Annotated in this window: 15 protein-coding genes; 9 read left to right on the forward strand and 6 right to left on the reverse strand. The window is 42.0% G+C overall.

The annotated features are described in order from the left end of the window. Positions 1-124: 124 nt before the first annotated feature. Together M2448_RS11015 and M2448_RS11020 are read right to left on the reverse strand one after the other, a co-directional pair. The gene (locus tag M2448_RS11015; protein ID WP_280646889.1) at positions 125-613 is read right to left on the reverse strand and encodes a hypothetical protein; all 489 of its coding nucleotides are present in this window, start codon (positions 611-613) and stop codon (positions 125-127) included. Continuing rightward, complete coding sequence (locus M2448_RS11020) at positions 610-1,857, reverse strand: dicarboxylate/amino acid:cation symporter (RefSeq protein WP_280646888.1); 1,248 nt, start codon at positions 1,855-1,857, stop codon at positions 610-612. The genes M2448_RS11015 and M2448_RS11020 overlap by 4 nt, the downstream gene beginning before the upstream one ends. A 364-nt stretch (positions 1,858-2,221) precedes the next feature. Between M2448_RS11020 and M2448_RS11025 the strand changes: the two genes are divergently transcribed. Next, on the forward strand, positions 2,222-3,244 hold the full coding sequence (locus tag M2448_RS11025; protein ID WP_280646887.1) for a hypothetical protein: 1,023 nt from the start codon (positions 2,222-2,224) through the stop codon (positions 3,242-3,244). Between the two features lie 129 nt (positions 3,245-3,373). On the opposite strand, the gene M2448_RS11030 is transcribed toward M2448_RS11025, so the two are convergent. From M2448_RS11030 to M2448_RS11045, 4 genes are read right to left on the reverse strand one after another with little or no spacing between them, the layout of a single operon-like run. Continuing rightward, the gene (locus M2448_RS11030; RefSeq protein WP_280646886.1) at positions 3,374-3,853 is read right to left on the reverse strand and encodes a hypothetical protein; all 480 of its coding nucleotides are present in this window, start codon (positions 3,851-3,853) and stop codon (positions 3,374-3,376) included. A 6-nt stretch (positions 3,854-3,859) separates the two neighbouring features. After that, the gene (locus tag M2448_RS11035) at positions 3,860-4,291 is read right to left on the reverse strand and encodes a hypothetical protein (protein ID WP_280646885.1); all 432 of its coding nucleotides are present in this window, start codon (positions 4,289-4,291) and stop codon (positions 3,860-3,862) included. 13 nt (positions 4,292-4,304) lie between these two features. Further along, positions 4,305-5,105, reverse strand: coding sequence for a tetratricopeptide repeat protein (locus M2448_RS11040; protein ID WP_280646884.1), 801 nt, complete (start codon positions 5,103-5,105; stop codon positions 4,305-4,307). Continuing rightward, a complete protein-coding gene (locus M2448_RS11045) occupies positions 5,102-5,617 on the reverse strand; it encodes a hypothetical protein (protein WP_280646883.1) in 516 nt (171 codons plus the stop codon). The genes M2448_RS11040 and M2448_RS11045 overlap by 4 nt, the downstream gene beginning before the upstream one ends. Before the next feature lie 137 nt (positions 5,618-5,754). Between M2448_RS11045 and pstS the strand changes: the two genes are divergently transcribed. The 8 genes from pstS (at position 5,755) to M2448_RS11085 (ending at position 13,714) form a co-directional block, all read left to right on the forward strand. Continuing rightward, positions 5,755-6,795: a phosphate ABC transporter substrate-binding protein PstS gene (pstS, locus tag M2448_RS11050; protein WP_280646882.1), complete on the forward strand. Its 1,041-nt coding sequence runs from the start codon at positions 5,755-5,757 to the stop codon at positions 6,793-6,795. 36 nt (positions 6,796-6,831) lie between these two features. Beyond that, the gene (gene pstC, locus M2448_RS11055; protein WP_280646881.1) at positions 6,832-7,809 is read left to right on the forward strand and encodes a phosphate ABC transporter permease subunit PstC; all 978 of its coding nucleotides are present in this window, start codon (positions 6,832-6,834) and stop codon (positions 7,807-7,809) included. Next, entirely contained in the window at positions 7,806-8,738 is a 933-nt protein-coding gene (gene pstA / locus M2448_RS11060; protein ID WP_280646880.1) for a phosphate ABC transporter permease PstA, read from the forward strand. Before pstC ends, pstA begins: the two co-directional genes overlap by 4 nt. Next, on the forward strand, positions 8,723-9,505 hold the full coding sequence (gene pstB / locus M2448_RS11065; RefSeq protein ID WP_280646879.1) for a phosphate ABC transporter ATP-binding protein PstB: 783 nt from the start codon (positions 8,723-8,725) through the stop codon (positions 9,503-9,505). Before pstA ends, pstB begins: the two co-directional genes overlap by 16 nt. Positions 9,506-9,598: 93 nt before the next feature. Continuing rightward, positions 9,599-10,279 (forward strand): phosphate signaling complex protein PhoU, encoded by a 681-nt coding sequence (gene phoU / locus M2448_RS11070; protein WP_280646878.1) that lies wholly within the window; start codon positions 9,599-9,601, stop codon positions 10,277-10,279. After that, positions 10,263-10,964 carry a response regulator transcription factor gene (locus M2448_RS11075; RefSeq protein ID WP_280646877.1) on the forward strand — a complete coding sequence of 234 codons (702 nt, stop codon included), beginning with the start codon at positions 10,263-10,265 and terminating at the stop codon, positions 10,962-10,964. The genes phoU and M2448_RS11075 overlap by 17 nt, the downstream gene beginning before the upstream one ends. Before the next feature lie 198 nt (positions 10,965-11,162). Beyond that, complete coding sequence (locus tag M2448_RS11080) at positions 11,163-12,890, forward strand: ATP-binding protein (protein WP_280646876.1); 1,728 nt, start codon at positions 11,163-11,165, stop codon at positions 12,888-12,890. 59 nt (positions 12,891-12,949) lie between these two features. Continuing rightward, the gene (locus tag M2448_RS11085) at positions 12,950-13,714 is read left to right on the forward strand and encodes a hypothetical protein (protein WP_280646875.1); all 765 of its coding nucleotides are present in this window, start codon (positions 12,950-12,952) and stop codon (positions 13,712-13,714) included. Positions 13,715-13,723 lie beyond the last annotated feature (9 nt).

Genomic DNA, 13,723 nt, shown 5'->3' on the forward strand with positions numbered 1-13,723 from the left:
GAGATTAAGTGATATCAGTAAGGGGCTTTAGCCAAAACAGCTTCGACTAAAGTCAACACCTATCCTGCCAATTACCCACGACTTAAAAGTCGTGGCAATTAATGCGCTTACAATAAACAGATCCTTATAATGCTGTTATTTTATCTGTTATTGTCATCAGTATTGTCATTCCGATCACTGCAAATATACCTAAGGCAAATGCTTTAGCAATAAAAGTAATCATAATCTTTTTATGCTCTTTGTCCATTCCACTCTTCTTCTTATCCGCTTCCATCTTGTCGAGCAGCATTATCTGCCACCGCTTCTGATTGCATTGCGGACAAAGAAATCGGTATTCTTTATAAATAGTACGGCTCGCCGACAAAGAACCCAACGGAATGGAAAATGACGCTCCGCCCGATACTTCGTTACGGGGTTTGGCTATTATTTTGAGAAACTCCCTGAAGGTATATTCTTTTTCTGTTGAGCAGGTTTTACATCTGAAAGGGAAGTTGAAATTATATTTCTCGGTAAGCAATTCAACTTTTTTACGACAATCGAAGTAAAGCCAGATAGTACCTATGATCCATCCGGCAAAGATAATTATCTGTAATATTGTTACCGCTACAATCATGTTTTATCCGATATCAGATGTTTATGTATCCAATCCTTACCCTCCGTCAATCGTGTAACCAGTACCGCCGATACTACATTGCCCGTAGAGTTGAGCAACGTTGCCGGAATATCGACAATGGTGCTGATAATCATAAGCGTACCTGCTAACTGCGGAGAGAATCCGAAAACGGAGCAGATAAGCAATTCGCCCGTCATCCCCCCACTTGGAATAGCACCCATCACTGCACCTACCAACAGGGCAACGCCAATGATCATAAATACATTGGACGAGCCGGTGAGTTCGTGCCCGAATATGGAAAACAGGAATATAACTTTGATGATACCGGCCATTACCGAACCGTCTTTGTGTATGTTCGTCCCCAGAGGGATTACCGTTTCGGCAATGTTTGCAGGCACGCCCATGCGTTTAGATGCTTCTATATTAACCGGAATACAGGCTGCACTCGACGATGTGGCAATAGCCATAAGCGAAGGGGTAGCCATATTTTTCCAGAAGGCGATAAAACCCTTTTTCCCTCCTGCCAAGAATACATACAGCGAATTGAGCACCACAAAGCTAAAGACCGTAAGCAGCAGATAAAGGATGAATACGTGCATGTATCCGCTAAGTATCTGCCCGCCCAGCTTACCCACCGTATCGGCAAAGTAACAGCCAAGTCCTATAGGTGCAGCCATCATGATGATGCCCATCATTTTTATGATCACATTGGTAGCCGCATTCAGCAGATCGGCTACAGGCTTAGCTTTCTCCCCCGAAAAAGCTGTTGCCAGTCCGAAGAATACCGAAAATATGATAAGGGGCAGCAAGTTTGATTTAGTAAACAGCAACTGAAAATCGGACACAGTGAATGTATTAACAAATATCTCTGCCGAAGTGAGCAGCCTTACAGGTTGCTGAGGCAATTCGCGCATCACCTGCGAACGGTCTACGTCTCCGAGCGGATTGTAGAGCAACGTAAACAGATAGGCTACAACTGCTGCTACGACTGCCATAAGCAGAAATGCGAATATAATGTTGCCTATCACCCGACCCACCATATTGGACTGCTTCATGTTGCAGACCGATGACGATACGCTAAAGAATACGAGGGGTACGATAAGGACAAACATCATATTGAGGAAGATGTCGCCCACAGGCTTTACGACTGATGCTTCTTCACCGAATACAATGCCGCAGACGCCTCCGATGAGGATTCCACAGAGCAATAGCAGGGTGAACGCATAGTTTTTCAGAACATTCATGTGTACGGACTAATAGTATGAGTTAGCAAAAATACGCTTTCGGTTTAAGAAACCATTTTAATTTTATATAAATTATGCCAATCAGCATTTGAAATTATATGTTTTGCTGCCTGCGTATTAATTGCCTCCACTTTTAAGTGGAGGAGATAAAGTAATGCTGACGAAAGGCTTTAGCCAAACAACTTCGACTAAAGTCACTACCGATTCTACTAATTATCCACGACTTAAAAGTCGTGGCAACTAATGCGCATAAATTTACTTATTACATTCATCGTAGCAGCTTCTTAACCTAAACTTAACGATACAACGTTTCTGTTTTTAAATCTTTAAGCTTTACTTTGCCGTATATTTTTTAAAACACCGAATGAAACGACTTATCACTTTTATCTGCATCGTAACCTTAATGGGATCAACGTCTTATGCTCAGGATTCCATCGCCTTCAAGCCATCGGGAAAAATCATCGCCCGCAGTTTTATGGATTACAGCGCCGGATTCGGTCACGTCAACAACGAATCGGGATTCGATATTACCAGAGCTTTACTGGGTTATAACTATAAGATCACCCGCACCTTACAGGCACAACTGGTGATAGACGGTGCAGCGGGAAAAACATCGTCTGACGGACTGGAAGTATATCTGCGTAATGCTTTTGTACGATGGAGTGACAAGGGTTTAACTATCAATGCCGGGCTGACGGGGCTGATGCAGTTCAGCACACAGGAAGATTACTGGATGCACCGCTATGTGATGAAATCGTTTCAAGACCTGAACAAGATGGCACCGAGTGTCGATCTGGGGGTAACGGCACAATACGATTTCAACAGGTATGTGTCTGCCGATCTCAGCATTACCAATGGTGAGGGCAATAAAAGAATAAGGAAGGACAACAATATGCGCTATGCGGCAGGGATAAGCCTGCACCCTATCGAAAATACTACATTTCGTGTGTATGCAGACATATACAACAAGGACGAAAACCAGTACGATGCCCTGCCCGAAGGTATTACCGAAGCCGGATACAAAGACCAGTACACTCTGTCGGTGTTTGCAGGCTATCAGAATAAGAGGATTTCGCTGGGTGCTGAGTACAACCGCATCTACAACAAGGGCTTTATAGAGAAGAAAGATTATTTTGGGTATTCGTTCTACACATCGGCAAAGCTGGCTCAGAAGTGGCGCACATTTGCCCGCTACGACCTCACCGATTCGTCTGCTCCGGCCGGTTTCACATCTGCGTGGAACAGTGGCGATGGGCAACTGATGATGCTAGGCGTGGAATTTACTCCGCTAAAACAGCTGAAGATAGCGCCGAACTTCCGCAATATCAATCCCGACAGAGGACGGTCGGAACAGTATTTGTTTGTTAATGTGGAGTTTAACCTGTAGAAAACAACTGCTATATATAGAAAGGCTTTAATCCAAAACAATTTGGCTAAAGCCTTTTTCTTTATTTTCCTTTATCTCCCCCCACTTAAAAGTGGAGGCAACTAAAAGACAGACAATGAATATCCCTTATCAAAAGAAAGCACCTTGATATACTACATACCACCAATACTTATCTATTTTCTCCTTATGGGGATAATTCGCATACGAAGCTGGCAGTAAGCCATTATATGAATAAATATAGAGATCTTTATATTCTTTATCTATATGCGAAAAGCATTGAAAATTTACTGTAAACTCTATATAATTGTCAAAGTAATAAATCCGATGGAATAGCTTCAAATCATCAAACTCCTGTAACTGCAACTTCAAAGCATCTGTAATAGTATCATGTTCTCCCCTATTAGAATACAGTATCGTCATGCTATTTGTCTTTTCAAAACGGTCTTCATTCTTTGTCAGAAAATCAACAAACCGGGCATAGTCCGCCTTATTATCATTATAGAAACCAATCCATTTTGTTCGTTCTTCTTCGGGATTGCGTTCGTCCCGACAGGAATAAAAAACTGACAGAAGAGTACAGATTATCAGATATACAATATAAGATTTCATACTAAATTATTCTATTATAAGTTTAAAATCACGTTGTACAACATCGTATACAGAATATTTATACCTTCTCAGATAATTATTTCCACCGACATACATCTGAAAATCATTAGCAATAAATAACTCTTTATCGAAAATGAATATCAGGATAGTATCTTCGAATTTGAAATCGTGAGGACTGTCTTTCAGTGAAATCTTGTATTGCATCCCCGATTTAGAGAATGGTACTATTATATTGTTTGCCAATATGGAATCTCTATTCGCTGTGAAAAATAATGTTGTATCCGGATAATTAAAACTGGGAACCAGATAAACATCCTTATCCAATCTGTTTTCTACATAGAATCCGGTCCTATTAACCTTCGCAACTCCATCACAGCTTATAGCCAGCGAAACAATACCGGAAAGAATAAGCAATAATATAAGAATCCTGTGTTTCATAATAATAAAACAATTATTCATTAATAATCATCTCTGAATATACATTATTGTAATGATGCGTATAAGGATCGAACATTCTTTTGTTCTCGGCAAGCAGTTTCAACGCCTGCTCTTTATATCTTCGGTATTCATCCTTATTATCCGATATCTTGTAAATCTTACACTTATAATAAGCATTATCTGCCAGTTCATTTACTTCGCTCTGTTTTTCAAACGCTTTCAACGCATTTTCATAGTCTCCCACTTCGTAATAAGTTACCCCCAACTGATAATAGTCATATAATCCTGCCGAATAACCCTTTGCATTCAGTTGATTATTAAACACTTCTATTGCCTTTTGCTTCTGGTTGATTGCACTGTAACAGATTCCTCTTGCTATATGCAAATGATAGTGTCCATTAACGGAGCTACCGATATCGTATTTCACTAAGCTTTCGAGTTTTTCAATGTCTTGAATTGCACCCTTATAATCACGAAAAAACTGAAATCGACACCATCCCCTGTACCCCAGATTCTCCTCTGCATCGTGCTCCACTGCTTTGTCTATCAACTTCTTCCATGTTACGAAATCACCGCTCTTGAGATATGCGACCGATTTACTTCTGTACGCATAGGCAAAATGCGGACAGATGTCGATCGCATTGTCGAATATTTCTTGAAATTCTCGCTGAAACTGATAATATCCATTTGCTTTTTCCGCTTCTATACAGGCTTTGTATTGTAAGGTATCGCCATCGAACAGATAGGCATTACAGTTTGGCTGTGCAGACAGACAAAACGGGAAAATCAGAAGTATGTATATAATATTTTTCATGGCAGTATCTCTATCAGTTGTCCATCCTGTATTTTAAAGATCAAATATTGATAATAATCTACCTCAGCATCTTTACTTCGTTGTATTTTCCAACCTTTCAGACCTTTTGTTATATCCATAAGCTGAGATGTAACCGACTGTGGAAAAACTTTTTCGTTATAATTTTCATCCATCGCAATTAAACGAAACCTGTCGGTTTCACCTTTATAGTTTACTACAAAATTGATTCTGATAAGCCCTGTTTCGTTCTCAATCTTTTCCGGTTTGTATTTAGCTGCAAATTCTTTTTCTATTGCCAGTTTTTCCCCTTCATACTCCAAGCCGTTGTCGAAGTGATTAAAATACTGATAAATGCGTTTCTCCAAGTTGAGTTCAAAATCTTTCCTGTCAGTTTTTTCATCAAATTCGATATCCCCTACATATTTCGGATACTTGGATTGAATTTCTTTTCCGTCCTGACCAAACAATGAGTTGAGAGGGATTAACAGTATAAATATTAGCAACTTATACATCTGATATAGTTTTTAGAGTTTGTTTCTGTACAAAGAAAACAATTATCTTTTAATTCTTAACCGTTTCGTAACATATCCTTAGTCTGTTTGTTATAATATCACAATAATATTGCATCAAAATTAAAAAGCATAAGGAAATGAAGAAAACAGTATTATTCGCAGCAGCAGCACTTATCGTAGCATTAAGCTCGTGTGGAAAAAAAGAAGCGTCACTTTCGGGAGCAGGAGCCACATTCCCCGCACCGTTCTACAATATAGTATTTAAAGAATATGCCAAGACAAACAGCAACGTTACCTACGGAGCCATCGGCAGTGGCGGCGGCATCCGCAGTCTGAAAGACAAAACGGTAGACTTCGGCGCAACAGATGTATTCCTATCAGACAAAGAATTGCAGGAAATGGGTGCAGATGTAATACACATCCCTACCGCACTGGGCGGCGTGGTGCTATCGTACAACCTGACAGGCGTAAACGACCTGAAACTGACCGCCGAACTGATATCGGACATATACAGGGGTAAAATAACCAACTGGAACGATGCACGCCTGAAAGAACTGAACCCGACAATAACATTCCCCGATAAAAAGATAACTCCAGTCTACCGTTCGGACGGTAGCGGTACTACATCGGTATTCTCGGAATACATGTCGAAAGTAAATGAAGTATGGAAAGTGGAAATCGGTGAAGGCAAGTCACTTAAATTCCCTGAGGGAATCGCAGCAAAAGGTAATCCGGGAGTAGCAGGCATCATTGCCGAAACAGAAGGTGCAATAGGATACATCGGATCAGAGTACGCCCTTGCTCTGGATATGTCATCGGCACTATTGCAAAACAGCGCAGGCAACTTCGTAGCAGCAGACGCCAACAGCATTTCTGCTTCGGCAAATGTAGACATACCAGCTGATACACGCGTGGTAATCACCAATTCGCCGAACCCCGAAGCTTACCCGATCAGCACATTTACATGGATCATTGCATACAAGGAACAAAATTATAACAACCGTACAGAAGCTCAGGCACAGGCACTGAAAGGCCTGTTGAACTTCATAATCAGCAATGTAGGACAGGAGACTGCTACCAAGACACATTATGCACCACTTCCTGCCGTTGCTGTAGAAAAAACAAAAGCAATCATTGAATCCATGACGTATGACAGTCAAACAATAGTAGCCCCCTAATCCCCCGGAGGGGGACTTTTGAAGCAAGAAAAACAAATGATAAATACAAAAACAGATACTCTTACAAAAGCCTCCCCTCGGGGAGGTTTGGAGGGGCTTCGGGATAAAATATTCAAATCGGTATTATTCATCGCTGCCTGCCTTATCATCCTGCTCACCGCAGGAATCATATACGGGCTGGTAAGCAAGAGTATCGGGGCATTCTCAGAGTTCGGAATACTGAATTTTATAACATCTACCGAGTGGGATTCGCGCAACGACGAATACGGAGCATTGCCGTTCATAGCGGGCACAATGCTGACTTCTATACTCGCCCTGCTGTTTTGTATTCCATTCTCATTATCGGTTGCACTGTTCAACGGTGAATATTTCCGAAACAAGAAAATATCGACCATAGTAAGTTCGGTAGTCGACCTGCTGGCAGGCATACCATCCATAGTTTACGGGTTGTGGGGGTTTTATACCCTGCGCCCGATTCTTATCGACATGGGTGTCAGCGATCAGGGTTTTGGCGTACTGCTGTCGTCTATCGTATTGGCTATTATGATCATACCATACGCATCGTCGCTCAGTACCGAGTTCATCGCTATGGTTCCCAACGACCTCAAGGAAGGAGCATACAGTCTGGGGGCTACCCGGCTGGAAGTAATCACCTCCGTAAATCTGCCTGTGGCCGGATCGGGAATATTTGCAGCCTATGTACTTGCATTCGGGCGCGCACTGGGTGAAACTATGGCTGTAACTATGCTGATAGGAAACACGAATAACATACCGACAAGCCTTGCCGACACAGGAAACTCTATGGCGAGTATCATAGCCAACCAGTTTGGCGAAGCCAGCGGATTGAAGCTAAGCTCGCTGATGGCTATCGGGTTGCTGTTGTTCCTTATTACAGCGGGGATCAATTTTGTAGCCAAGTACATTATGAAAATGTTCACCTCCCCCACCCCCTCCAAATGGAGGGGAGTCGGCAAAGCCACAATGACAAAGAGATTATTACTAAACAAAGAATGAAAATAATTAATAATTCTCCAACTTCTTCCGGCAGGAAGAACCCAGTCTCCCCTTTTGGGAGAGGTTCGGAGGGGGTGGCATATCGCCTTGCCAAGAGCAGGATATTCTTCTTCGGAGTATGCGCTTTATCTGCCGTTACCATGATACCGCTTTTCCTCATACTGTGGGAACTGGTAAAAAAAGGTTACAAGCAATTCAATCTGAGCCTGTTTACCGAAGTTGCACCTACCTCTATGGAAGCCATGCTGGCACGCATCAGCGATAGCCCTATACCCGGTGGTATACTCAACGGTATTACGGGAACACTGCTCATACTGGCCATAGCCATCGTTATAGCCATACCAGTGGGGATAATGACAGGGATATATCTAGCCGAGAATCCGAAGAAAAAGACAGCAAGCCTTGTACGCAGCCTCAGCGATCTGTTGCAGGGCATACCGTCCATCGTTATCGGGGTAGTAGTCTACATTTGGGTGGTAATACCCATGTCGGGCTATTCGGCACTGGCAGGTAGTGTGGCATTGGCGATAATGATGCTGCCGATGATTATACGCTCTACCGAAGAAAGTATAAAGATGCTGCCCGCTTCGCTCAAAGAAGCAGGTCTGGCACTCGGCGGATCATACACTACAGTGGTATTGAAAATATTGCTCCCATCGGCTTTCAGCGGATTGTTTACAGGATCGTTGCTCGCCGTATCGCGTGTGATGGGCGAAACAGCCCCGCTACTGGTTACGGCTCTGGGCGCAGCAACGGTAAACTGGGATGCAACCAACCCTACCAGCGCCATCTCGCTGCTGATATGGGAGTTCTATAACGACCCTAACCTCGCAGATCTGGTGTGGTCTTCATCACTACTGCTTCTGCTATTCGTATTGGGTATCAATCTTTTCGCAAAAAGTATAGCAAAAAAATGGAAAATACAGTAAATTTGAACGAACAGCATATTCTGGAACTGAAAAACGTTTCGGTATCGTACACTCCGGGTAAAAACGCAGTGAACAACGTTAGCGCGATTATCAATCCCAATACGGTAACTGCTGTGATGGGACCTTCGGGTTGTGGCAAGAGTACGCTGCTGCGGGCGATCAACCGCATGCACGAACTCTATCCCGACATAGTGACTACAGGCGAAATACTGCTGAAAGGGCAGAATATATTCGATATGAACCCAATGAAGGTACGCCGGCTGGCAGGAATGGTATTTCAACGGCCAAACCCCTTCCCTACTATGAGTATTTACGACAATGTGATTGCCGGATATAAGCTCAACAATGTGAAGCTGAGCAGGCAGGAAAGGGACGAAATAGTGGAAAACAGCCTCCGTAGCGTTGCCCTGTGGGATGAGGTAAAAGATTCGATGACAAAGAAAGGTACATTCCTATCGGGAGGACAACAACAACGCCTGTGCATCGCGCGTGCACTGGCACTGAAACCCGAACTGCTGCTGATGGACGAACCTACTTCGGCACTCGACCCTATATCGACAGGCAGAGTGGAAGAACTGATCTTCGAACTGAAAAAGGATTATACGATAGTAATCGTTACGCACAATATGTCGCAAGCTGCCCGACTTTCGGACAATTCGATGTTCATGTATCTGGGCGAACTTGTGGAATACGGCACAACGAAACAGATGTTTACCAAGCCGAAAGATAAGCGTACAGAGGATTATTTGACAGGGGTATTCAGTTAACGGCCCCTCCAACCTCCCCATAGGGGAGGCTCATTCTCCCTTTGGGAGACTAAGGACAAACAATTCATAATTCATAATTCATAATTAAAAAACATGACTTCAAATATAAAAAACAAACAGCTTGAACTTCTGCTTCACGATTTCGAACTATTGTCGAAAACCGCAATGATACAGATGCAGATAACCACCAAGCTGCTGGACGACAATACAATCGAATCGCTCTACGAAGAGGCCGAATCGAATGAGATAATCATGGACAGGCTCGAGATAAAGGTGCGCGAAGAAGTGGTATTCACTATCTTTCAGTTCAATCCCATAGCTGCCGACCTGCGTAAGATCATTACCTATCAGGACATTACCACCAATCTGGAGCGTATAGGCGATATGTTGCTCAACATTATCCATTTCCTGAAAAAGACCGATCTGTCTGCACCGCATTTTGAGACGATAAACAAAATGATACACAAGATGGTACAGTACACGAGTGAAATGCTGCGCAACTGCATTTTCTCATTTTCTAACGAAGACAGCCATACAGCCTATCAGGTGATAAAAGAAGATGACAAAGTAGACGAATTATATCATCAAATAAGTTTATCTTTACAGGAGACATTTGCCGATAACAAGTTGAGCAAAACGGAGATACAGAACATGATAAATGTAAACTCCATTTCGCACAACCTCGAACGTATTGGCGACAGTGCCACTAACATTGCCGAAGCAGCCATATACCTAACCGAAGGAAAAGACATAAGACATGGAAACAAACAATAAAGATGTATCTATACTGATAGTGGACGATGAACCGGATATCCGCGAGATATTACAGTTCAACCTGCAAAACGAAGGGTACGAAATAGACCTCGCCGAATCATCGGAACAGGCAGCTAAGATATTGCAGCCGAAGCACAGGCTGATACTGCTGGATGTGATGATGGCAGGTATTTCGGGCTTTAAGTTTGCCGATCAGCTAAGGAAAGAGGGCAACAATATCCCTATTATTTTCCTCACAGCCAAAGATACCGAAAACGATATGCTCACAGGCTTTTCCATAGGTGGTGACGATTATATATCCAAGCCGTTTTCGATAAAGGAAGTAGTAGCACGCGTAAGGAGCATACTCAAACGTACCGGAGGGCAGTCGAAGACCGCACCGGATAACAAGCTCACAATAAAAGACCTTATTATCGACTTCGATACCAAAACCGTTACGGTAAACGGTAAACCGGTGGAGCTTACCAAAACGGAGTTCAACATACTGGTGCTGCTGGTGCAGAACGCAGGACGTATATTTTCGCGCTCCGACATATTGGATAAAGCATGGAAAGACGATGGCATTGTACTCGAAAGAACTGTAGATGTGCACATTGCCCGACTAAGGAAAAAGATCGGTGACTATGGCGACTATATTATCAATCGCACCGGATACGGATATACATTTAATAGTCCTGCAAACTAAGTACAGGCTTATCGAGTTTTTCAGTAAAAATTGCCTCCACTTTTAAGTGGAGGATACAAGTAACAATATAAGAATGGCTTTAGCCAAACTCCGCTTTTGACTAAAGTCTTTTTTTAGATATTCGTACCCACGCCTTAAAAGGCGTGGCAATTATAACAATAAAAAAAATAGAGGTTCATCAATCTAAAATTATATTTTATGAAACTGACCTATAAACAACGGATATTCACATACTTCTTCATCATATTTGCCCTGTTTGCGGTATGTATCATCATATTCGAGCAGAAAGAAGAAAAGAATCAGCGTACGCTTGCCTTGCAGGACAGGCTCGACAGTTACGCCGAGATGATACATTCCTATGCCGGGCAGAACCATCTGACAGACAGCAGCATGTCGCAGATAATGGTGCTTGCCAATGCCATGCCGATGGATATACGCATCACCATGATAGACGAGCAGGGTAAAGTACTGTTCGACAAAGATGTGGACGACATCAGCAAGCTCGACAACCACCTCGAACGCCCCGAAATACGTAATGCTTCGTTTCAGGGAAAGGGTACGAATATACGTATGTCGGCATCCACACAGCAGGAATACCTTTATTATGCCAAAAACTATAAAGACTACTTTGTACGTGTAGCTCTGCCTTACAACATACAGACAAAGGGTATGATGAAAGCCGACAATTTCTTCGTGTACATTGTCATAGCCATGTTTATAGTCGTATTACTATTGCTCAACTATGTAGCGGGACGGTTCGGCAGTTCTATTTCGCAGTTGAAGAACCTGACGACAAAGATAAAGGACGATAAGCCGCTGACCGAAAAAATAGATTTCCCCGACGACGAACTGGGCGAGATAGGCAGCCAGCTTGTAGACATACTGAAACAGAAAGAGAAAAGCAAGCACGAAATAGAAGTGGAACGCGAAAAACTGATACAGCATTTCCACTATTCGCAGGAGGGTATTTGTATTTTCGACAAAGATATAAGGAAGATTTATGCCAATACCAATTTCTTCCAGTATTTCAACTTCATAGTCGATCAGCCGGTCTTCAACCTCGAGGCTATCATCAAGGAAGAGGTATTCGATCCGGTGATAGAATTTATCAACCATCGCAAGAGCGGTGAGCATTACCATAATTATCAGATAAAGAAGAACGGTAAAACATTCTCCATACAAACTATCGTATTCGAAGACAGCAGTTTTGAAATCACAATAAAAGACATAACCAAAACGGAAAAAACCCGCCTGCTGAAACAGGAAATGACAAACAACATAGCGCACGAACTGCGCACTCCTGTTACCAGCCTGCGCGGATATCTGGAAACGCTGAACACACAAGAACTACCTGACGACAAGCGGGCACAATTTATCGACAGAGCGTATCAGCAGACCATCAGACTGTCTACACTGATAGAAGATGTGAGCCTGATAAGCAAAATAGAGGAAGCCCCGTCGCAGTTTACAAAGGAGAGCGTCAACCTGTGGCAGCTGATAAACGATGTGAGGATAGACCTGACGGACAAGCTGCAAGAGAATGACATAAAGCTGAATGTGAAAGTGGATGAAGAGCTAACAATAGACGGAAATTATACGCTGCTATACTCCATCTTCCGCAATATGCTCGATAACTCCATCAGCTACGGGGGGCAACACATCAATGTGAACATTACCAACTATATGGAAGATGAGGACTATGTGTACTTCTCGTACTGCGATACCGGAAAAGGGGTGGACGAGCAATACCTGCCACGCCTGTTCGAACGCTTCTACCGAGTGAACGAAGGACGCACACGCACCACAGGCGGTTCGGGACTGGGGCTATCCATCGTCAAAAATGCAGTACTGTTCCACAAAGGAGAAATACAGGTAAAAAACCGTGCCGGTGGCGGATTGGAATTTTTCTTTACATTGAGGAAGTAATAATCTGTATTTGAGTTGTCTTCACTTAAAAGTGGAGAAGATAGAAAGACACTATATTTATGAGCAATAATTGTATTTCCATTTCTAAAATAACGACCTGTATCATATTTATTATATTGATATTAATATGTGACAATGTTAAATCTCAAATATATTATAGAAAAGGAGGTAATATAAATATTGCTTTCAATATATTGTATGTCAATGGAAATGATACTACGAGAAGTGAACTGTTCCTTAATAGTTCTGGTAAGCAATGGAATATATATACAGGTAATTCAAAGCAAAAGACAATTATTAATGATTCTTGGGCTATTGAATGGAAAAGGGGTGAATACAAAAATAATAATTTAGTTACCCAAGAAACAGGTGTAAAGGAAAATTCAGAAAAAATATTTCTACATCCTCCACGTTTTCAAGAATACACAATTTTGGAATTTTGTCCTTTCCCTCTCGTCGAGTTTCCATTAAAAATAGGAATAGAATGGAGCTGGGAATTAGAAGGAATAGGACAAAATACAAATAATCACTATTACAAAGCAATAAAGAGAAAGCAAAAATACCCAACTACGGTAAAAAATCATTACCGAGTAACAAGAATTGTAAATTACTATTTACCTCAAGAACAAAAGAATATAGAATGTTTTGAAATAGAGGCTATTGGAATAACAAAATACGGGAAAACTTATTTGAAAACGTTTTTTTCCCATTTTTATGGATTCGTATATTTAGAATTTAAAACATTAAATAACGAAACATTTACTTTCTCTTTAAAAGAATATAATTCCACTCATGTTTTTGAGATACAAAATAAAAACAAATAATATTAATAC

The organism is Dysgonomonas sp. PF1-14, assembly GCF_029892965.1.
Taxonomy (GTDB): Bacteria; Bacteroidota; Bacteroidia; order Bacteroidales; family Dysgonomonadaceae; genus Dysgonomonas.